We start from the raw sequence: 21993 nt of genomic DNA on the forward strand, positions 1-21993 counted from the left end.
AGATCCCGCAATAGTTTTCTTTGTTGGCGGGGCTTACACCATCACGCCACACTCTGCATCGCTGCCTATGGGTTTCGGGTGGCCGCACGCCTGCGCGGAGTGCTTAAAAAAAACCGTCACGATGCGCGCAACCTGCTTTACCGGAAGATGACGGCCCACCCGGCCCACCCGGCGCACCCGCCAGGCGCCCAGCGCCATGTCGCCGACTCGATCGCGACATTGCGCTGGATGATCGCCATCGCAATCGGCGCGAAGCTGCTCGACGAAAACCAACCGTATCTCCGAATTTAATGACACAGTAAAACTAGCAAAGCACACAAGGAAGCCTGTCATGGCGTTAGCAATCGGCTCGATCGAGCGAGCCACCATCAAATATCCAGGACTGAATCCGCGCAACACTAAGTTGATCGGCTGGGGTGCGGGACAGTTTTTCCGCGATTTCTATCCAGCCATCGCTCAGCAGTTGAACTTGCAGTACACCATCTGCCCACGGCCGGAGAATCAGGGCACGACTGTCCATGGCCTGCCGGTCAGACCACCTTCGGCGCTGGAGGACGAATCGGTCAATGATGTGCTGATCGTCATCTTCTCCAATCACGCGGCAGAGGTGATGAACCAGATTGCAAAGGCACATGGCCGTTTCCGCACGGTACGTGCCGTCGATTACGACCAGGGCAGCATTGCACTGCTGCAGGAATTGCAGGATTTCTCGCGCTTGTTGCCCGAGCTGCAACTGTCGCGCCAACTGACTAAGGCGGATACCGGCATCTTCGTGCAGGGGCTCGCGTTCGACTTTACGCCCTTGGTGCTGGCCTGGAATCGCCTGCGTTTCCCTTGGGCGTACCAGTGCATGGTGACCTGGGACCACCAACCAAGTGCGCTGCTGGACCGCTGCAGGCCCTGGCTGGACAAGCTGATTTTGGTGCCTCAGCCGGAAAACCTGGGCCTGCACTACCGCAATGCGGTGCTGCGCTCCGCACGCCTGGGCGTGGAGCATCTGGCCGAGCAAGGTATCGAGTTTGCGGTGCGTTGCCGTAGCGACAACGTGCTGACCGGCTCAACCCACGACGCCATCAATGTCCATTTTAGAGGCAAACGCAATCAAGGAAAGATCGCAATTTCTTTGGGAGCAGGGTTTCGAAACATTCCGTTCCTTTTCACCGAGAAAGCAATGCTTGGTAGGACGCAGGACATGCTGGCATTGTGGTCGATGCCAGAGGATCCGCGACCGGCAAATCATGCGGACGACGAATTTTCTCCCATGAACGAACTTGCGCCCGATCGGCATTTTCAAGAACTCAGCCAATACGCCTTCGAATCGTCGTTGTGGAAGAACTACGCACGCCAGCTTGGATTCCCGGCCGAGACCCTGGTCGATAGCTACCGTTTTGCACAGTCACGTCTGCTGGCACTGGAGCCGCATCTGAGCTGGACGTCGTTGAAGCTTGTGTCGTTGTTCAATGTGGCTCGCGACAACAGCTACGGTTTCTCGATGGACTTGTGGAACCGCCTATTTACTGACACCGATGCAGTACTCGAGGCTGCCGAGGCAGTCAGCCAGCTGGATCTCAACTCCACCGATTTTTGGCAAGGTAGAGTCGGCTGAGCCGCCCTCGCTACTCAACGCCATCGGTTGCCAGGAGGCTTCTATGACTTACGCCATCATCATCCCGGCGCGGCGTGACTCCTCGCGCCTGCCCGGAAAACCGCTGATCGAGTTGGGCGGCGTGCCCATGATCGTGCGTACCTATCAGCAATGCGCCAAAGCCGCGCCGGCCGAACACATTCTGGTCGCCACCGACTGCGATGTGATTCAACATACCTGCGAGCAGGCCGGCATCCGCACCTTGATGACCTCCAGCGACTGCCTGACCGGCACCGATCGTGTTGCCGAGGTCGCACAGCAACTCGATGTGGACACCTACATCAATGTGCAGGGCGATGACCCGCTATTCAATCCGCAGGACGTGCGCTTGCTGATCGATGCTGCAGTGGCGGCGCCGAATGACGTCATCAACGGTTACTGCCCGGTCGCCAACATCGACGAGTTCCATAATCCGAGCGTGCCCAAAGTGGTCTTACGCCCTGACGGGCGCCTGTTGTACATGTCGCGCGCGTCGATCCCGATCACCAAGCAAGGCGAGTTTCGGCATGCCTGGCGGCAGGTGTGTGCGTATGCATTTCCCAAGCAGGCGTTGCGGGCGTTTGCTTCGGTGTCTTGCAAGACAACGTTGGAAGAAATCGAAGACATCGAGATCCTGCGATTTCTGGAACTAGGCTTTGAAGTGCGCATGGTGCAGATGAGTAACCAATCGATCGCGGTGGATACGCCGGCTGATGTAGTGCGGGTGGAAGCAGCACTGCGCATGATGCAGCTCGGCGAGCACAACGCGCCATGACGCAGGATAAGATGCCCCATACGCAGCTCGGCATGCATTCACCCATCTGCGGCACTTCCGATCTCAGAAACGAAGAACATGCTCAGGCGTATTCGCCACGACGGTTCTTCGACCAGTTACTGACGACCAACGCCCCGGTGATAGTGGACGTGGGCGCGCATCGCGGCGAGTCGATCCAACACTTCAAGTCGATCTATCCGGATTGCCAGCTGTATTCGTTCGAACCGGACCCGCAGAATTTTGCCGAACTGGAAAAAGTGGCTGCGCAGTTCGGCACGAGCACCATGTGCATTGCACTGGGCGAGAAGGAAGAAGTCGGTCATTACTACCGGCAGAGCATCTCGCACCTGGGCGGGTTGCTGCCGATCAATGCGGATTCCACCGACTCGCTTGGCTATGCGCAGCAGGCGAAGAACGAGGAAATTGCGGTCAGCAAGACCACCCTCGACAACGCCTGCGCCATGCTAGGGATCGCCCACGTACATATTCTCAAGATCGATGTGCAGGGGTTTGAGCGTCAGGTACTGGAGGGCGCAACTGCGATCCTGCAGCACACTGACTGCGCGGTGATCGAGATCGGTCTGTACGATTTCTACGGCAAGACCAACAGCTTCGTCGACGTGGTCAACCTGATGCAGGCCGCGGGCTTTTCGCTGTGGGATATCGCCAAGCTGTCAAAGAACCCGAAGAGCTTGCGCACCGATTGGATTGAGGTGGTATATCGCAAGGATGCCGCACAACTGCAAAATCTGCAGCTCCCATAAGTGCTGCGCCGGCCGTCGCCGGGTCTGTGGCCACCTTCCCCGCCAACGGCACGCTTGTTGCATCTTCGGCTAGGCTGAGCACTAACCAGGTGCACCCTCGACCGGTGCATGATGGGGTGCTGTGCCCTCCCCCGTTGCCGCGCTGTGGATGCACCTTTGACTGTTCAAGACGATCGATCGCCGCTGACTTCCAACGCTCTGGTCAGCATCGTTATGCCGACCTACAAGCTGCGTTATTTCGCGCAGGCGCTGGACAGCGTGCTGGCGCAGACCTACACGGCATTGGAGCTGGTGATCTGCGACGACAACGCCGATGGCGCCATCGAGGCCGTGTTGGCGTCGAGGCTGGCTGACGCACCGTTTCCGGTCCGCTACCACCGCAACACGCCCCGGCTTGGCGAACTCGCCAGTACCGTCAAGGGCATCGGGCTGGCGCAGGGTGAATACGTCAAACTCCTGCACGACGACGACGTGCTGCAGCCGGAATGCATTGCGCAGCTGGTCAGCGCAATGGAGCGCAATTCTGGCACGGCGCTTGCGTCCTCGCGCCGGCTGCGGATCGACGATGACGGTGCGCCGTTGCCCGACATCCTGGCCACCTGCTTTCCGTTTGCCGAGGATGTGCTGATCGACGGGCCAGAGCTGGTGTCGTTCCTGGCCGACCACGCCATTAACTTTATCGGCGAGCCGAGTTGCGTGCTTGCACGGCGCGCCGACCTGTTGGCGTTGGGTGGCGAGCTGATGATGTTGAACGGCAAGGCCATCCACTGGGTTGGCGATCTGGCGATTTACGTCAAGCTGCTGCGTCACGGCAACCTGGCCTTGTTGTCCAGCACGCTCACGCATTTTCGCGTGTCCAGCGCGCAGTTCAGTCAGGCCGGCCGCGATCAACCCGGCATCGGCGATCAGGGCCATGAAGACTTGCGCCAAGGCATCCGCCAGCTCGGCTGGCGACGCGAAAGCGGCGACAACCGCCAGGTGCGCGTGGCCCCGCTCAGCCCGCACAAGGCGCGGGTGTTCAAGTCGGTGGATCTGGTCAATGCGCTGATGCAAAGCGCCGGGTTGGCCGAGCGGGTGTCGCCCTCCACCTGGTTGGGCGTGCGCCATCCCAGCAACGTCCAGCGCTCACTGATCGAGGCGCGCTTGCAGGCGCATGCAGGCGGACCGCGGATCGCAGTGATGTTGATCGACAGCAATGGCGATGCGGCAGCGGTGGCCGCAACTCAGGCCAGTCTGGCGGCGGTGGCGTGTTATCGGAATCAGCAGACCTGGGTTTTCAGCAGCTCGGCGCAGCAGGTTGCCGAGCATGGGGAGTGCGGTGTGCTGATTGGCCCGCACGACCTGGCAGCGAAACTCAACCAAACCATCGCCACGCAGGAGTCCATCGACTGGGTGTTGCTGGTCGAAGCCGGCAGCCTGTTCACTGCCAGCGGCCTGTTAATGCTGGCGCTGGAGATGCTTGCGCTGCCGGACGCGTGTCAGGCTGTCTACGCCGACGAGGTGGTTGCGCTGGACGACGGTCAGTTGGGGCTAGCGATGCGGCCGGCGCTGTATCTGGATATGTTGCTGAGCGCGCCGTCCACGCTGTCGCAGCATTGGCTGTTCCGGCACCGCACGTTGCTTGCCGATGGCGGCTTTCCAACTGAATCAAGCGACGCATTCGAACTGGATTATCAGCTCGGGCTGGTCGAACGTTACGGCTTGGCCTGCATCCAGCACATCGCTGAGCCCTTGCTGGTGGCATCGGCCACTGCGCGGCATGGCGACGAAGACGAACAACGCGCCATCACCCGCCATCTCGCCGCGCGCGGTTATGTGGACGCGCTAGTGAGCAGCAATGGCCCCGGCCGGCATACGGTGGACTACCGCCACGCGCAGCAGCCCTTGGTCAGCATTATGGTGCTGGTCGATGGACGCCTGGCGCAGGTACAGCGCTGCCTGGAAAGCGTGCTCGCCAATACCGCCTATCCGCACTATGAGTTGCTGTTGCTGGATCGCGGCGACAGCACCGAGCCGGAGCTGCGCGACTGGCTGACGGGCATCGACAACCTGGGCCTGCAGCAGATCCGCGTGCTGCACTTTGAGGGTGAACCTTCGCGCGAGGCGGCCTGCAATGCCGCAGCCGAGCAGGCACGTGGGGACATGCTTCTGTGGCTGGCAGCGGGCGCCGCAGCGATCAAAACCGATTGGCTCGCGCAGTTGCTCAACCACGCGCTGCGCCCGGAGGTCGGCGCGGTGGCCGGCAAGCTGCTGCGCGGCGACGGTATCGTGCATCACGCCGGCTTGCTGCTTGGCCTGGGTGCACCGGCAGCACGCGCATTCGAAGGCGCCGCGTTCGACGAATCGGGCTACCTGCAGCGGCTGCAACTGGATCAGAACTACAGCGCACTCAGTGGCGAATGCCTGATGCTGCCACGCCAGCTGTTTCTGGACGCCGGCGGCTTTGCGCAGGAGCCGGCGTTGGCGCAGTGGAGCGATGTCGATCTGTGCCTGCGCCTGCAGCAGGCCGGCTATCTGAATGTGTATGCCGCGCGCGCGCAATTGTTGATCGACCCGCCCGAAGCAGCGCCGGCCAGCGCTCTCGACGAAGAGGCGATGTACGCGCGTTGGCTGCCGGTGATGGCCAACGACCCGGCCTACAACCCGGGTTTTTCGCTGGATCCCGGCGCCGGCTTCAAACTGGCCGATCCGCGCGCCAGCTGGCGGCCACTACAGCCGTGGCGGCCGCTGTCGAGCGTGATCGCACTGCCGGCCGATATCGAAGGCTGCGGCCACTATCGGGTGATCCAGCCGCTGCGCGCCTTGCGCGAAGCCGGGATGGTCGAGGGCGTGCTGTTCAACGGCTATCTGGAGATCAGCGAGCTGGCGCGCCAGGATCCCGACGTGGTGATCCTGCAACGCCAGGTCGGCGAGCCGCGGCTGGAAGCGATGCGGCGGATGAAGGCGCTATCGCGCGCGTTCAAGGTCTACGAGCTGGACGACTACCTGCCCAACCTGCCGCTGAAGAATGCCCACCGCGAGCACATGCCCAAGGACATCCTCAAGACCGTGCGGCGCGGCCTGGGCATGGTGGACCGCTTCGTGGTCTCCACCCCGGCGCTGGCCGAGGCATTCGCCGGGCTGCACAGCGACATCCGCGTGGCCGAAAACCGCCTGCCAGCACATTGGTGGAACGTATTGCCGGAGCGTTCGCTCGAACGCGGACGTCGCCCACGCATCGGTTGGGCCGGCGGCGCCAGCCACACCGGGGATCTTGAATTGATCGCCGATGTGGTGCGCGAGCTGGCCGACGAGGTCGACTGGGTGTTCATGGGCATGTACCCGTTCGCGCTGCGCCAGCACATCCATCACTTCCAGCCCGGCGTGCCGATCGATCACTATCCCGCCGCGCTGGTCGCGCTGGACCTGGATCTGGCGCTGGCACCGGTGGAGCAGAACCTGTTCAACGAGTGCAAGAGCAACCTGCGGCTGCTCGAATACGGTGCCTGCGGCTACCCGGTGATCGCCAGCGACGTGCGCTGCTACCAAGGCAACCTGCCGGTGACGCTGGTGAAAAACCGCTATCGCGACTGGATCGGTGCGATCCGGGAGCACCTGGCCGACCCGGCCGCTGCGGCGGCAAAGGGCGCGGCATTGCGTGAAGTCGTTCGCCGCGACTGGATGTTGACCGGCAGCAATCTCGATCGGTGGAGTAAGGCGTGGTTGCCGGATTAGTTGGTCAAGGGTGCGGTGCCATCGCCAGAGAGTTAGTCGGCTGCTTTGATGAAACTGTGCACACCGACCGTCTCGACTGGTCCTTGCCCGCTCACCGTCGCGGGACCTTACGCGGCATGGATGCCGCGTAAGAGCTTACAAGGACGTACTTGCAGCGTGTCCCGCGATGGTGGGCGGGCAAGGGCCCTGCAGCCAAGCCCCAGATCAGTCGCTCTTCGCCAGACAGTCCCGCGTCTTGCTGGACAAACCGGCTGAACAGACGCGCGCCCTGTCGACAAGGCCCGGCTAAAGAAGCACCGGACTCTACACTTAGGTGCCCGCCTCGCTAGCGCAGAGAAAATCGCGGCCGCAGACCGCCCCGCAGCCCAGCGACAGCACCCTCCCCGCTCCCGGCGCCGGAATCCCGGCGCGGTTTCGGCACGCCGCTTGCATTGGTGTGGATGCCTCCCTGGCTGACCGCACCCATGAGCGATTCCGTTACCTCCATCCTCTCGCAGATCCGCAGCTACCAGACGCAGATGGGCCAAGGCCCGATGGGCGCGGTGGGCGATGCGGCGCGCGGCAATCAGATCCAGGGGCTGGCCGGCACGCAGGGCACCCCGGCCACCCAGGCACCGAGCTTCAGCGAGACCTTGCGCGGCGCCATCGGCGGCGTCAACGAGGCCCAGCAGAAGTCCGGCGCGCTGGCCAAAGCATTCGAAATGGGCGACCCCAGTGCCGATCTGGCACGGGTCATGGTCGCCTCTCAGCAGTCCCAGGTGGCCTTCCGCGCCACCGTGGAAGTCCGCAACCGTCTCGTCCAGGCTTATCAGGACGTCATGAACATGCCGCTGTAAGGGTTAACGACACATGGCACTCGCGATTTCCAAAGAAAACATCAACCAGAACGCCGAAAAGGCCGGGCAATGGTTCGACCGTGTCCGCAGCCTGCAGATCACCCGCAAACTGACCATGATGGCCATGATCGCCCTGGCGGTGGGCGCCGGTCTGGCGGTGTTCTACTGGTCGCAGAAACCCGGCTATCAGTCGCTGTACACCGGCCTGGACGACAAGGGCAATGCCGAAGCGGCCGACCTGCTGCGTACCGCGCAGATCCCGTACAAGATCGACCAGAACACCGGCGCCATCTCGGTGCCGCAGGACCGTTTGTACGACGCCCGCCTGAAGCTGGCCGGCTCCGGCCTGACCGGTAAAGAGACCGGCGGCGGCTTCGAGCTGATGGAAAAAGACCCCGGCTTCGGCGTCAGCCAGTTCGTGGAAAACGCCCGTTACCAGCACGCCCTGGAAACCGAATTGTCGCGCACCATCGGCACCCTGCGCCCGGTGCGCGAGGCCCGCGTGCATCTGGCCATTCCCAAGCCCAGCGCCTTCACCCGCCAGCGTGATGTGGCCAGCGCCTCGGTGGTGCTGGAGCTGCGCGGCGGCCAGGGTCTGGAACGCAATCAGGTCGACGCCATCGTCAACCTGGTCGCCTCCAGCATCCCGGACATGACCCCCGAGCGCGTCACCGTGGTCGACCAGAGCGGCCGCATGCTCTCCATCGCCGATCCCAACAGCGACGCCGCCCAGCACGCCGCCCAGTTCGAACAGGTGCGTCGCCAGGAAAGCTCCTATAACCAGCGCATTCGCGAGCTGCTCGAGCCGATGACCGGCGCCGGCCGGGTCAACCCGGAAGTCAGCGTGGACATGGATTTCTCGGTGGTCGAAGAAGCCCGCGAACTCTACAACGGCGAGCCGGCCAAGCTGCGCAGCGAGCAGATCAACGACACCAGCACCAGCGCCACCGGCCCGCAAGGTCCCCCGGGCGCCACCAGCAACAGCCCCGGCCAGCCGCCGGCCCCGGCCGCCAACGCCACTGCCGGCGCACCGGGCACCCCGGCCGCTGCCAATGGCCAGGCCGCCACGCCTGCCGCGCCGACCGAAAGTTCCAAGAGCGCCACCCGCAATTACGAATTGGACCGCACCTTGCAACACACCCGTCAGCCGGCCGGCCGCATCAAGCGGGTGTCGGTGGCGGTGCTGCTGGACAACGTGCCGCGCCCCGGTGCCAAGGGCAAGATCGTCGAGCAGCCGCTGACCGCCGCCGAGCTCACCCGCATCGAGGGCCTGGTCAAGCAGGCAGTGGGTTTTGACGCGGCACGTGGCGACACGGTGTCGGTGATGAATGCCCCGTTCGTGCGTGAAGCGGTGGCCGGCGAAGAAGGCCCGAAGTGGTGGGAAGACCCGCGCGTGCAGAACGGTCTGCGCCTGCTGGTCGGTGCGGTGGTGGTGCTGGCGCTGCTGTTCGGTGTGGTGCGCCCCACCCTGCGTCAGCTCACCGGCGTGACCGTGGTCAAGGACAAGCAAGGCAAGGGCGGCAAGGATGGCACTCCGCAGAGCGCGGATGTGCGGATGGTCGACGATGACGACCTGATGCCGCGCCTGGAAGAAGACACCGCCCAGCTCGGTCAGGACAAGAAAGTCCCGATCGCCCTGCCGGACGCCTACGAAGAACGCATGCGGGTCGCACGCGAAGCCGTCAAAGCCGATTCAAAACGTGTCGCACAAGTCGTGAAGGGATGGGTCGCCAGTGAAGCCTGATACACCGCCGATGACCGGAGTACAGCGCGCCGCCGTGCTGTTGCTGTCGCTTGGGGAAAGCGACGCCGCCGAAGTGCTCAAGCATATGGATCCCAAGGAGGTGCAGAAGATCGGCATCGCCATGGCCACCATGACCGGCATCTCGCGCGACCAGGTCGAGCGGGTGATGGACGACTTCAACGGCGAACTGGCCGGCAAGACCTCGCTGGGCGTGGGCGCCGACGACTACATCCGCAACGTGCTGATCCAGGCGCTGGGCGCCGACAAGGCCGGTGGCCTGATCGACCGCATCCTGCTCGGCCGCAACACCACCGGTCTGGACACCCTGAAGTGGATGGACCCGCGCGCGGTCGCCGACCTGGTGCGCAACGAGCACCCGCAGATCATCGCCATCGTCATGGCGCATCTGGACAGCGACCAGGCCGCTGAAGCGCTGAAGCTGCTGCCCGAGCGCACCCGCGCCGACGTGCTGCTGCGCATCGCAACGCTGGACGGCATTCCGCCGAATGCGCTGAGCGAGCTCAACGACATCATGGAACGCCAATTTTCCGGCAACCAGAACCTCAAGTCGTCCAACGTGGGCGGCATCAAGGTCGCCGCCAACATCCTCAACTTCCTGGACACCGGCGCCGATCAGGGCGTGCTGGGCGAAATCGGCAAGATCGATGCCGATCTGGCCAGCAAGATCCAGGACCTGATGTTCGTGTTCGACAACTTGGTGGACCTGGACGACCGCGGCCTGCAGACGCTGCTGCGCGAAGTCTCCGGCGAGCGCCTGGGCCTGGCCCTGCGTGGCGCCGACACCAAGGTGCGCGAGAAGATCACCCGCAACATGTCCCAGCGCGCCGCCGAAATCCTGCTCGAAGACATGGAAGCGCGCGGCCCGGTACGCCTGGCCGACGTGGAAGCGGCGCAGAAGGAAATCCTCACCATCGTGCGCCGCCTGGCTGACGAAGGCGCCATCAGCCTGGGCGGCGCCGGTGCGGAGGCGATGGTATGAACGACATCGTCACCCGCTGGCTGGCCCCCGACCTGCACATGGCACCGGCGCTGCCGGAAACCGACTTCGACGAACCGGCGGTGTACGAGCCGGTGCTGCGTCCGCCGACCCTGGAAGAGATCCAGGCCATCGAAGACGCCGCCCGTCAGGAAGGTCTGGAGCGCGGGCATGCCGAAGGCTTCGCCCAGGGCCAGTCCGAGGTGCGCCGGTTGACTGCGCAGATCGACGGCATCCTGGACAACTTCACCCGCCCGCTGGCGCGGCTGGAGAACGAAGTGGTTGGTGCGCTCGGCGAGCTGGCCGTACGCATCGCAGGTTCCTTGGTCGGGCGTGCCTACCAGGTCGAACCGCAGCTGCTGGCCGATCTGGTGCACGAAGCCATCGACGCGGTCGGCAGTGCCGGTCGCGAAGTCGAGGTGCGCCTGCACCCGGACGACATCACCGCGCTGCTGCCGCATCTGGCACCCAGCAGCACCACCCGCGTGGCCCCGGACCTGAGCCTGAGCCGTGGCGACCTGCGCGTGCACGCCGAAAGCGTGCGCGTGGATGGAACCCTGGATGCGCGCCTGCGGGCCGCGCTAGAGACGGTCATGCGCAAATCCGGAGCGGGCCTGTGAGCGACGTGTTGGGAGCCACCCCGGCCCCGGCCGATTGGCTGGACGCGCGCAACCTGCGCCTGGCCACGCGCCTGAGCGGGCTGGGACTGGAGCCCACTGCCGGCCGCACCCTGATCCGCGAAGGCATCCTGCGCCGCGCGGTCGGCCTGACCCTGGAAGCCACCGGTTGCGAAGCGCCGATGGGCGCCACCTGCAAGGTCGAAGTCGACGGCGGCTGGGTCGATGCCGAAGTGGTCGGCTTTGCCGGCGAACGCACCTATCTGATGCCCAGCGCCGAGCTGCATGGCCTGCTCCCGAATGCGCGCGTGGTGCCCTCGCGGCGCCGCGGCGGCGTGGAAGTGGGCGAAGGCCTGCTCGGCCGCGTCATCGACAGCGACGGCACCCCGCTCGACGGCAAGGGCCCGATCCGCGGCGAAGGCAGCGTCAGCATGGCCGGCGTGTCGATCAACCCGCTGGCGCGCGAGCCCATCACCACCTCGTTGGACGTCGGCGTACGCGCCATCAACGCGCTGCTGCCGATCGGCCGCGGCCAGCGTGTGGGCCTGTTCGCCGGCTCCGGCGTCGGTAAATCGACACTGCTCGGCATGATGACCCGCTTCACCTCGGCCGACGTGATCGTGGTCGGGCTGATCGGCGAACGTGGCCGCGAAGTGCGCGACTTCGTCGAAACCACCCTGGGCGAAGAAGGCCTGCGCCGCGCCGTGGTGGTGGCCGCTCCGGCCGACCGCCCACCCTTGGCGCGTCTGCACGGCGCCTACCGCGCTACTGCCATCGCCGAGTGGTTCCGCGACCAGGGCTTGAATGTGTTGCTGCTGATGGATTCGCTGACCCGTTTCGCCCAGGCGCAGCGCGAGATCGGACTGTCGGTGGGCGAGCCGCCGACCACCCGTGGCTACCCGCCGTCGGTGTTCGCCAAATTGCCGGCGCTGGTGGAACGTGCAGGCAACGGTGCCAAGGGCCGCGGCTCGATCACCGCCTTCTACACCGTGCTGACCGAAGGCGACGACCCGCAGGACCCGATCGCAGACGCCGCCCGTGCCATTCTCGACGGCCACATCCTGCTCTCGCGTCGGGTTGCCGACAGCGGCCTGTACCCGGCCATCGACGTGGAATCCTCGGTCAGCCGCGTGGTGCAGGACATCGCCGACGACACCTGGCGCCTGCGCATCCGCAAGCTCAAGCGGCTGCTCTCGGCGTATTCGTCCAACCGCGACCTGATCGCCATCGGCGCCTACCAGCGCGGCAGCGACCCGGCCACCGACGAAGCATTGGCGCGTTGGCCGGACATCGTTGAATTCCTTGGACAGGACGTCCACAAGGCCGCCCACCTGCCCGACAGCCTGTCCGCGTTGCAGCGGCTGGTCGAACCCGAGAACTAATCCATGATGCAGTCCAAACGGATCGACCCCCTACTGCGCCGCGCCCAGGAACAGGAAGATCAGGTCGCGCGCGATCTGGCCGAGCGTCAGCGCGCGCTGGACACGCACCAGTCGCGTCTGGAAGAACTGCGCCGCTACGCCGAGGAATACGCCAACAGCCATATGGCCGGCACCAGCGCCGCGGCGTTGACCAACCGCCGCGCCTTTCTGGACCGGCTCGACAGCGCCGTGCTGCAGCAGGCGCAGACCGTGGAAAGCAACCGCAACAAGGTGGAGGCCGAACGCACCCGGCTGCTGCTGGCCAGCCGCGAGAAGCAGGTGCTGGAGCAACTGGCGGCCAGCTACCGCGCGCAGGAGAACAAGGTGATCGAACGCCGCGACCAGCGTGAGATGGACGACCTCGGCGCGCGCCGCTCGCGCCTGGCCCGCAGCGAAGACACTCACGGAGAATCCGCATGAACCCCCTGTCCGCTTTTGCCGCCGGCCTTGGCGCGCTTGCCGGCACCGGCAAGAAATCCAGCTACAGCGACCCGTCGTCCGAGCCGGACGCCGGCCAGGACCAATTCGCGCGCATGCTCAATCCGGCCAACACGCCCAACCAGGCCCCGCCGCAGGCGCCCGAGCGCGTGCCGGCCAAGCAGGCCGCGCCCAAGCCCAGCCAGTCCGACAAGCAGCGCGACGACAACGATAACGGCGACGATGCAGCCGGCGATGCCACTGCACGGCCGCGTGCGCAGGACGGCGACAGCAAGGCCGCAAAGCCCGCCAAGTCGGGCTCCACAAAAGAATCAACTACAGCCGAGAGCAGCTCTGCCGCAGGCACCGCCAAGACCGGCAAGAACGCAAAACCCGCGACTGCCAGCGAAGACGCACCGGCCGAGGCAGCCACGGCGACCGACTCGACCTGGCCGCCGCCAGGTCTGGGCGGTTTCGGCATGGGCCTGCTGGCGCAAGCCCTGCCCGGTGGCGAAGTGCTGGCTGCCGCGGCAGCGGCCCTGACCGCCAGCATGGCCGGGGCAGCGGGCGGCACGGCGAGTGCAACCGCCCTGCCCACCGATGCCGCCGCACCTGCCGCAACGGCAACAACCGGCACCGCCCTGCCCTCGTTGGGCGCACTGGCACCGGCTGCCGCCGCAGGCGCCAAGCCCACTTCCGTCACCGCCTTGAGCGGCGATGCCCAGACCGCCGCGCTGATGAGCATGGCTACCAAGGCACTGGACCCGAGCGCCGACGACTCCGCAGGCCCGGCAGCGCCGGACGCCCCGGCGTTCGTATTGCCGACTACCACGGCCGCCACGCTCGGCCGCCTGCAGGATCCGGCGCCGGTGTTCAGCGCCTCGCCCACCCCGACCCCGGAAATGGGCAGCGACAACTTCGACGACGCCATCGGCGCGCGTATGAGCTGGCTGGCCGACCAGAAGATCGGCCATGCGCACATCAAGGTGACCCCGAACGAGATGGGCCCGGTCGAGGTGCGTCTGCATCTGGATGGCGACAAGGTCAGCGCCAGCTTCACCTCGGCCAACGCCGAGGTGCGCCAGGCGCTGGAACAAAGCCTGCCGCGGCTGCGCGAAATGCTCGGCCAGAACGGCTTCCAGCTGGGCCAGGCCGATGTGGGCCAGCAACAGCAGGGCCAGGCCGGCAACCGCAACGGCAGTGGGCGCGATGGCAACGGCCTCACCCTGGACGATAGCCCGCCCGTCGGAATTCCGTCGGTGGTGTTACGCCAGCGTGGATTGCTGGACGCCTACGCCTGACGTCCTGCGCCGGGCTGGCCCCGGCGTCGCTGAAAAACGCGCATCGGCGCTATGTCGACGTGCCTCATATTCCTCGCAGCGCAAGGCTTGCGGGGCTTTTCGCGTTGGCGCGCAGGCTGCGCCAGGAAACCGTCGCGGTTTTGGCATGCCAATTGCATCCACAGGGTGAGCATTCCCCTGGAGCAGACTGTGGCAGCCGCCGAAAAACCCAAGAAGACCGAAGACAAAGACGAGAAAGGCGAAAAGAAGAAGGGTGGCAAGAAGTCCATCCTGCTGATCGCCATCGGTGTGGTGGTACTTGCGGCCGCTGGCGGCGGCGCCTGGTTTTTCTTCGGCCACAAGGGCGATGAGAAAGGCGGCAAGCACGCCGCACCCAAGGTCGCCGAAGTGCCCAAGCCGGCCCAGTACTTTCCGATGGACCCGGCGATCGTGGTCAATCTGGCCGACCCCGGCGATGGCCCGCAGTACCTGCAGGTCGAAGTGCAGCTGGTCACCCGCGACCCGGAAGAACTCAAGCTCATCACCGAGAACGCCCCGGCCATCCGCGCGCATCTGCTGATGCTGCTGTCGCAGACCAAGGCCACCGACGTGGCCGACCTGGTCGGCAAGCAGAAGCTGCAGAAAGCCGCTCTGGTCGAAGCACAGAAGGTCATGACCAGCGAGACCGGCAAGAAGTGCGTCGAAGAACTGCTGTTCACCAGTTTCGTTACCCAGTAAGGCCTGCCCATGAGCGTCAGCGATCTGCTTTCCCAGGACGAAATCGATGCCCTGCTGCACGGCGTGGATTCGGGCGTGGTCAACACCGAGCCGGAGCCGTTGCCCGGCGAGGCGCGCCAATACGATCTGTCCAGCCAGGACCGCATCATCCGTGGGCGCATGCCGACCCTGGAGATGGTCAACGAGCGCTTTGCGCGGCTGTGGCGCATTGGCCTGTTCAACCTGATCCGGCGCTCGGCCGACCTGTCGGTGCGCGGCATCGACCTGGTCAAGTTCAACGAGTACATGCACTCGCTGTACGTGCCGACCAACCTCAACCTGATCCGCTTCAAGCCGCTGCGCGGCACCGGCCTGATCGTGTTCGAACCCACGCTGGTGTTCACCGTGGTGGACAACTTCTTCGGTGGCGACGGCCGTTACCACACCCGTATCGAAGGGCGCGAATTCACCGCCACCGAGATGCGCGTGGTGCAGCTGATGCTCAAGCAGACCTTCGCCGATCTGAAGGAAGCCTGGGCGCCGGTGATGGAAGTGGACTTCGAGTACATCAACTCGGAGATCAACCCGCACTTCGCCAATATCGTCACCCCGCGCGAGTACGTGGTGGTGTGCCGCTTCCATGTAGAGCTGGAAGGCGGCGGTGGCGAGATCCACATCACCCTGCCGTATTCGATGCTGGAGCCGATCCGCGAATTGCTCGATGCCGGCATCCAGAGCGACCGCAACGACCGCGACGACTCCTGGAACGTGATGCTGCGCGAGCAGCTGGACACTGCCGAGGTCACCCTGTCCAGCGTGCTGGCCAGCAAGCGCATGAGTCTGCGTCAGCTCACCGGTTTGAAAATCGGCGACATCCTGCCGATCGACCTGCCTGCACAGGTGCCGCTGTGCGTGGAAGAAATCCCGTTGTTCACCGGCGAATTCGGCGTTTCCAATGGCAACAACGCCGTCAAGATCACCGCCGTACGCCCGCCCGGCGTGCAAGCCCCGCGTGCCGTTCCATCCCAGGACCCCAGCAAATGATCAACTCCGACATCCTCGACGCCGCGCCCGCCACCTTCGACAGCCTGCAGCCCGAGCGCGACCTCAATGCCACCGACCTCAACCTGGACGTCATCCTGGACGTGCCGGTGACGCTGTCGCTGGAAGTGGGCCGCGCGCGCATCCCGATCCGCAACCTGCTGCAGCTCAACCAGGGCTCGGTGGTGGAACTGGAACGCGGCGCCGGCGAGCCGCTGGACGTATACGTCAACGGCACCTTGATCGCGCATGGCGAAGTGGTCGTCATCAACGACCGCTTCGGCATCCGCCTGACCGACGTGGTCAGCCCCAGCGAACGGATCCGGAGGCTGCGGTGATCGGCTTGCTGGCCACTGCCGCGCCGGTCGCGGCCAAGGCCAGCCAGGTCGGCGCGCAGGCACCGTCCTCGCCCAGCCTGTTTGGCGCGGTCTTTGCATTGCTGCTGGTGCTCGCGCTGATCGTCGGCCTGGGCTGGTTGCTCAAGCGCCTGCCCGGCAGCGGTTTCCGCAATACCGAGGGCCTGCGCGTGGTGACCAGCCTGGCAGTCGGTGCCAAGGAACGCGTGGTGGTGGTGGAGGTGAACGGCCAGCAGTTGTTGCTCGGCGTCACCGCCGGCGGCATCAGCACCTTGCACACCTTGCCCGAACCGCTGCCGCCCACGCCGGCCCCCACCCTGCCCAACTTCAAGCAACTCCCCAATTTCGCCCAGCTGCTGGCACAGAAGCTGCGCAAGGACCCGTGACATGTTCAGTCGTTGGAATCGCTGGGGGCGCAGCCTGCGCCTGATCCTGATCCTGCTGGTGATGAGCTGCCCGCTGCTGGCCGCCGCCGCACCTGCCGCCTTGCCGGCGATGGCTCAGGCCGCCGCTCCCGCTGCGGCGCCCGCGCCGGCCGGCACCAATCAATTGCCTTCGTTGCCGAACGTGAGCGTCGGCCGCATCGGCGACCAACCGGTGAGCCTGCCGCTGCAGACCTTGCTGCTGATGACGGCGATCACCCTGCTGCCGTCGATGCTGCTGGTGCTGACCGCCTTCACCCGCATCACCATCGTGCTGGGCCTGCTGCGCCAGGCGCTGGGTACCGGCCAGACCCCGTCCAATCAGGTGCTGCTGGGCCTGTCGATGTTCCTGACCGCGCTGGTGATGATGCCGGTGTGGCAGAAGATGTGGGGCGCCGGCCTGTCGCCGTACCTCAACAACCAGATCGATTTCTCCACCGCCTGGACGCTCACCACCCAGCCGCTACGCGCCTTCATGCTGGCGCAGATCCGCGAGACCGATCTGATGACCTTTGCCGGCATGGCCGGCGACGGCAAATATGCCGGCCCGGACGCGGTGCCGTTCCCGGTGCTGGTGGCCTCGTTCGTGACCAGCGAACTGAAGACCGCGTTCGAGATCGGCTTTCTGATCTTCATTCCGTTCGTGATCATCGATCTGGTGGTCGCCAGCGTGCTGATGTCGATGGGCATGATGATGCTGTCGCCGATGTTGATCTCGGCGCCGTTCAAGATTCTGTTGTTCATCCTGGTGGATGGGTGGGTGCTGGTGGTGGGCACGCTGGCAGCGAGCTTTAACGCGTCGTAGCCACGAGGCTTGCATGCGCGCTGCACTGCCGGGGTGTCTACCCGGCTTGCCGATTCGGTGTGAGGTCCCGAGGCCAAGCAGTCAATAGAGGCCGAAGCCCACAGCTGAGCAAGAGCTAGCGGAGCCACACATCACGCGTGGCTTCGCCTCGTACCCTCACCAACCCCTCTCCCGCTGGAGAGGGGCTAGTGTCTGCAGACCGCACGTTCGTCAGCTCACACACCGCTGCACCAGCTCAAATCTCATTCCCGAATCCCGAATACCCAATCCCCAATCCCGTCCTTTGGCACCCCACTTGCATCAGACCCCTCCATGAGCCCTGAAATCGCCCTGACTGAATTGCGTGGTGGCCTGGTCACCGTCCTGTGGATTGCCGGGCCGATGTTGCTGGCGGTGCTGGTGGTCGGCGTGGTGATTGGTGTGGTGCAGGCTGCCACCCAGTTGAACGAACCGACCATCGCCTTCGTCGCCAAGGCCGTCGCGCTGACGGCCACCTTGTTTGCCACCGGCAGCATGCTGCTGGGGCATCTGGTGGAGTTCACCATTGCGCTGTTTCAACGCATTCCGCATCTGATCGGTTAGCGGGATAGACCCGGATGGATGCTGCCACCCAGATGGTGATCGATGGCCAGCGCGCGTTCGCGATGGTCGGGGCGATCATGTGGACGATGCTGCGCACCGGTGCGTTGCTGACCGCGATGCCGTTGATCGGTACGCGTGCGGTGCCCGGGCGGGTGCGGGTGATGCTGGCCGGCACCTTGTCGATGGTGCTGGCGCCACTGCTGCCGCCGGTACCGGAGTGGGATGGCTTTACCGCGCAGGCGGTGCTCAGCGTGGCGCGCGAGCTGGCGGTGGGCGCGAGCATGGGCTTCATGCTCAAGCTGATCTTCGAGGCCGGCGCGTTGGCCGGCGAGCTGGTGTCGCAATCCACCGGTCTGTCGTTTGCACAGATGTCCGACCCGCTGCGCGGGGTGACGTCCGGCGTGATCGCGCAGTGGTTCTATATCGGGTTCGGGCTGCTGTTCTTCGCAGCCAATGGACACCTGGCGGTGATCTCGCTGTTGGTGGACAGCTACAAGGCCTTGCCGATCGGCACCGCAGTGCCGGATGCGGCCGCCTTTGCCGAAGTGGCGCCGACGCTGTTCCTGCAGATCCTGCGCGGCGGGCTCACCTTGGCATTGCCGATGATGGTGGCCATGCTGGCGGTCAACCTGGCCTTCGGCGCATTGGCCAAGGCGGCGCCGGCGTTGAATCCGGTGCAGTTAGGCTTGCCGCTGACAGTGTTGCTGGGCCTGTTTCTGCTCTCCAGTTTCGCCAGCGAATTCGCACCGCCCGTGCAGCGCATGTTCGACACTGCGTTCGACGCCGCCAGAGCATTGACGACCTAAGTGTGAACTGCCTCAAGTTTTTGGCCGGCAAGCCGTCAACGCCACAGGATCACTGACGACGCCAATCGCCAGTCATCACATCCTCACTGCCTCGCCTGCGGGAACCGATGCCCAACGTGTCTGCGCTGTTCGCTCGTTCTGCCGTGCGCAGCATTGCGCCATGGGCATGGCTCTGCCTGCTTGTGACCGGCCTGGCCACTACTGCGAGCGTACAGGCGCAGAGTTACAGCTTCCGCGATTACGCCCAGGCCGATGGCCTGCAGGGCATGACCATCACCGGTCTGGTCGAGGATCGCCGCGGTGTGGTGTGGGTGGCCACCGAACTGGCGTTGCACCGGTTCGAGCGCGAGCGCTTCATTGCCGTCGGCCAGGATCATGGCCTGGACGCGCGCTTTACCCGCGGCCTCACGCTGGATAGCGCCGGGCGCTTGTGGGTGGCCACCGCCAATGGCGTGTTCGTGCGCGACGGCGAGCAGTTCGTCCAGGTGCTGCGCGAGGGCAAGCGCATTCGCGCCGATGCCGGCAATGTGATCGCCGCCTACCGCGACGGGGTCGCGGTGATCAGCGCAGGGGCGCTGCTAGCAGTGACGCCGGGCGCGGGCAAGCAATGGCAGGTGCAACCGCTGCCGCTGCGAACGCCCGATGGAATCCTGCAGCCATCGGGCAGTACCCTGCTGGCCGATGGGCAGTTTCTGTGGGCGTCGTGCGGCGCTGGCGTCTGCCGGTTGGATGCAGCCGGCAAGGTGGTCGAATCCCTCTCCGAAGCCGATGGCGTGCCAGCGCGCCGCTGGCGGGTGATCTTTCGCGAACGTGGCGGTCGGCTGTGGCTGCGTGGCGGCGGCGCCATCGTGTCGCGCGAGCCGGGCGCGCGCCGCTTCCAAACCCATCCGGCCAGCGCGCACAGCAGCTTCAGCACCATGTCCGGCGCCACCACCATGGTGGAGGACGCGCGCGGGCGCATGCTGACCCGCTCCGATCATGGGCTGGTGCGCTGGGACGGCACCCATTGGCACGACATCGGCCCCGACCAGGGCCTGCAGCTGGATGCCATGGTCGGCCCACTGCTGTTGCAGAGCAACGGCACCTTGTGGATCGGCACGCGTGGGCTTGGGGTGCAACGCCTGCTCGGCTACGGCAGCATCGAGCATCTGACCGAGCCGCAAGGCATGCCATCGGCGCCGACCTGGGCGATGCAGCGCCTGCCCAACGGCATGCTGGCGGTTGGCGCCGATGGCGGCGCCGCCCTGCTGCCCCGGCATGCCCAGCGCGCCCAGCCCTGGTTGCTGGACAACGGCAAGCCGTTGTCGCAAACGCTCAGCCTTGCGGTGGCACCGGATGGTGCGGCCTGGGTGTCGTACTTTTCCGGCGCCATTGCCCGGCGCGATCCGCACACCGGGCTGACCCACGTGGTGATGGACATGCCCAGGCCTGGCTACAAATTGTTGTTCGACAACGCCGGTTCGGTATGGATCTCGACCCCGCGCGGGCTGGCACGCGGTCAGACCACCCCGCCCTATGCGCTGAACTTCGAGCCGGCACTGCAAGGCAAGTTTGTCGGCGACATCGATGTCGACCGCCAAGGGCGGCTGTGGGCGGCGACCGGCGACGGGCTGTATCGCCGCGAGGGCACGCAGTGGGTGCGCGTGCCGGTGCGCGGCTCGCTGCCCAGCCAGGACATGTTTCAGATCGACTTCGCACCGGACGGGGAAATCTGGCTGTCGCTGCGCGAAGCCGGGCTGTGGCACGGTCGCCTGCAAGCCGACGGCGGTGTGTCGGTGCAGACGGTCGACGACCCGCTGATCTCCAAGGTGATGCCCTTCATCCTGCGCCACGACCGCAAGGGCCGGCTGTGGGTCGGCAGCAGCCAGGGGCTGGATCTGTATCAGCAAGGCCGCTGGTCGCGCATCACGCGCAGCGAGGGCCTGCTGTGGGACGACCTGTCGTCCAACGCGTTTCTGGAAGACGACGACGGCAGCCTGTGGATCGGCAGCAGCCGCGGGCTGAGCCACTTGCTCGACCCGCAGCGGTTGTTCGCCGCACAACCGCTGCAGGTGGAGATCGCGCACGTACGGCGCGGCACCGAGACGGTACGCGCCGGGGCGGCGCTGGAGTGGTCCGACATTCCGCTGGATATCGATCTGGCCACGCCCGGCGTGGAAGGCGGCGCCGACCGGATCAGCTTCCGCTACCGGGTGGAAGGCCATCAGGCGCGCTGGACCACCACCTCGCTCAGCCACCTGACCTATCCACTGCTGCCGCCCGGCACCTACACGCTGGAAGTGCAGGTGCTGGATGCCTATCAACGCAGTAGCAGCCCGATCACGCGCTTTCGTTTTGTGCTGCATCCGCCGTGGTGGCGTGGCATTCCCGCGTTGATCGGCTATGTGCTGCTGGGCATCGCGGCCGTGATCGTGCTGCTGCGCTGGCGCACGCGCAAACTGCTGCGGCGCAAACGCGAGCTGGAGCAACTGGTGGCCGAACGCACCGCCGAACTGGAGCAGGACAAGCGCGAGCTGGAAGTCGCGCGCGCCGAACTGGCGCTCAAGGCCACCCACGACGAGCTGACCGGCCTGCTCAATCGCGCCGGCATTTTGCACGCGCTGCGCGGCATGCTGGCGCGTGCCACGATCCAGGCGCAGCCGTTGGCGGTGGTGCTGATCGATCTGGATCACTTCAAGCTGGTCAACGACCAACACGGCCATCTGGCCGGCGATGCGGTGCTGGCCGAGGTCGGCCGGCGCCTGGATACGTTGGTGCGCGGCGACGACCGGATCGGCCGCTACGGTGGCGAGGAATTGCTGGCGCTGCTGCCCGGTCTGAATGCCGACTCCACGCATCGCTTGCAGGCCTTGCATCGCGGCATCTGCGGCGATTACCCGATCGACGGCAGCGTGCTGGCGGTGACCTGCTCGATCGGCGTGGCGTGGTTTCAGCCGGGCGAAACCCTGGAACAGTTGCTGGCGCGCGCGGACGCGGCGCTGTATCGCGCCAAACGCAGTGGACGCAATCGCATCGACTACGACCACACCGCGTCTGGGCACGCCGCTGAGAGTTGAGCGTTAGCGCCGAAGCGCC

19 protein-coding genes and 1 pseudogene are annotated in these 21993 nt (G+C 65.4%); all 20 read left to right on the forward strand.

Going from position 1 to position 21993, the window contains the following annotated elements; translation table 11 throughout:
- Nucleotides 1-24: 24 nt before the first annotated feature.
- Nucleotides 25-302 (forward strand): annotated as a pseudogene (locus ABS769_RS13215) (hypothetical protein); the annotation flags it as partial.
- A 29-nt stretch (nt 303-331) separates the two neighbouring features.
- Entirely contained in the window at nt 332-1606 is a 1275-nt protein-coding gene (locus ABS769_RS13220; protein ID WP_317060737.1) for a hypothetical protein, read from the forward strand.
- Between the two features lie 43 nt (nt 1607-1649).
- Entirely contained in the window at nt 1650-2399 is a 750-nt protein-coding gene (locus ABS769_RS13225; RefSeq protein ID WP_317060736.1) for a 3-deoxy-manno-octulosonate cytidylyltransferase, read from the forward strand.
- A gap of 32 nt (nt 2400-2431) precedes the next feature.
- Nucleotides 2432-3163: an FkbM family methyltransferase gene (locus tag ABS769_RS13230; RefSeq protein WP_317060735.1), complete on the forward strand. Its 732-nt coding sequence runs from the start codon at nt 2432-2434 to the stop codon at nt 3161-3163.
- A gap of 213 nt (nt 3164-3376) precedes the next feature.
- Nucleotides 3377-6877, forward strand: a complete 3501-nt coding sequence (locus ABS769_RS13235) for a glycosyltransferase (protein ID WP_317060734.1) — start codon at nt 3377-3379, stop codon at nt 6875-6877.
- A gap of 464 nt (nt 6878-7341) precedes the next feature.
- Nucleotides 7342-7713 (forward strand): flagellar hook-basal body complex protein FliE, encoded by a 372-nt coding sequence (fliE, locus tag ABS769_RS13240; RefSeq protein WP_006449786.1) that lies wholly within the window; start codon nt 7342-7344, stop codon nt 7711-7713.
- A 13-nt stretch (nt 7714-7726) separates the two neighbouring features.
- Nucleotides 7727-9457: a flagellar basal-body MS-ring/collar protein FliF gene (gene fliF / locus ABS769_RS13245; RefSeq protein WP_317060733.1), complete on the forward strand. Its 1731-nt coding sequence runs from the start codon at nt 7727-7729 to the stop codon at nt 9455-9457.
- Between the two features lie 10 nt (nt 9458-9467).
- Entirely contained in the window at nt 9468-10457 is a 990-nt protein-coding gene (fliG, locus tag ABS769_RS13250) for a flagellar motor switch protein FliG (RefSeq protein ID WP_317060732.1), read from the forward strand.
- Complete coding sequence (locus tag ABS769_RS13255; protein ID WP_317060731.1) at nt 10454-11074, forward strand: FliH/SctL family protein; 621 nt, start codon at nt 10454-10456, stop codon at nt 11072-11074. The genes fliG and ABS769_RS13255 overlap by 4 nt, the downstream gene beginning before the upstream one ends.
- A complete protein-coding gene (fliI, locus tag ABS769_RS13260; protein ID WP_176341940.1) occupies nt 11071-12453 on the forward strand; it encodes a flagellar protein export ATPase FliI in 1383 nt (460 codons plus the stop codon). The genes ABS769_RS13255 and fliI overlap by 4 nt, the downstream gene beginning before the upstream one ends.
- A gap of 3 nt (nt 12454-12456) precedes the next feature.
- Nucleotides 12457-12912: a flagellar export protein FliJ gene (gene fliJ, locus ABS769_RS13265; RefSeq protein WP_006449781.1), complete on the forward strand. Its 456-nt coding sequence runs from the start codon at nt 12457-12459 to the stop codon at nt 12910-12912.
- Entirely contained in the window at nt 12909-14210 is a 1302-nt protein-coding gene (locus ABS769_RS13270) for a flagellar hook-length control protein FliK (protein WP_317060730.1), read from the forward strand. Before fliJ ends, ABS769_RS13270 begins: the two co-directional genes overlap by 4 nt.
- A 165-nt stretch (nt 14211-14375) precedes the next feature.
- Nucleotides 14376-14927 (forward strand): flagellar basal body-associated FliL family protein, encoded by a 552-nt coding sequence (locus tag ABS769_RS13275; RefSeq protein WP_006449779.1) that lies wholly within the window; start codon nt 14376-14378, stop codon nt 14925-14927.
- A 9-nt stretch (nt 14928-14936) separates the two neighbouring features.
- On the forward strand, nt 14937-15950 hold the full coding sequence (gene fliM / locus ABS769_RS13280; RefSeq protein WP_023903929.1) for a flagellar motor switch protein FliM: 1014 nt from the start codon (nt 14937-14939) through the stop codon (nt 15948-15950).
- Entirely contained in the window at nt 15947-16285 is a 339-nt protein-coding gene (gene fliN, locus ABS769_RS13285) for a flagellar motor switch protein FliN (RefSeq protein ID WP_006449777.1), read from the forward strand. The genes fliM and fliN overlap by 4 nt, the downstream gene beginning before the upstream one ends.
- Nucleotides 16282-16689, forward strand: coding sequence for a flagellar biosynthetic protein FliO (fliO, locus tag ABS769_RS13290; RefSeq protein WP_006449776.1), 408 nt, complete (start codon nt 16282-16284; stop codon nt 16687-16689). The genes fliN and fliO overlap by 4 nt, the downstream gene beginning before the upstream one ends.
- 1 nt (nt 16690) lies before the next feature.
- Nucleotides 16691-17530, forward strand: a complete 840-nt coding sequence (gene fliP, locus ABS769_RS13295) for a flagellar type III secretion system pore protein FliP (protein WP_317060729.1) — start codon at nt 16691-16693, stop codon at nt 17528-17530.
- Between the two features lie 312 nt (nt 17531-17842).
- A complete protein-coding gene (locus ABS769_RS13300; RefSeq protein ID WP_005917968.1) occupies nt 17843-18112 on the forward strand; it encodes a flagellar biosynthetic protein FliQ in 270 nt (89 codons plus the stop codon).
- A 14-nt stretch (nt 18113-18126) separates the two neighbouring features.
- Nucleotides 18127-18918 (forward strand): flagellar biosynthetic protein FliR, encoded by a 792-nt coding sequence (gene fliR, locus ABS769_RS13305; protein WP_006449774.1) that lies wholly within the window; start codon nt 18127-18129, stop codon nt 18916-18918.
- A gap of 107 nt (nt 18919-19025) precedes the next feature.
- Nucleotides 19026-21974 (forward strand): ligand-binding sensor domain-containing diguanylate cyclase, encoded by a 2949-nt coding sequence (locus ABS769_RS13310; protein WP_317060728.1) that lies wholly within the window; start codon nt 19026-19028, stop codon nt 21972-21974.
- The last annotated feature ends 19 nt before the right edge of the window (nt 21975-21993 follow it).

It is taken from the genome of Xanthomonas hortorum, assembly GCF_040279205.1.
GTDB classification, from domain to species: Bacteria; Pseudomonadota; Gammaproteobacteria; order Xanthomonadales; family Xanthomonadaceae; genus Xanthomonas; species Xanthomonas hortorum_F.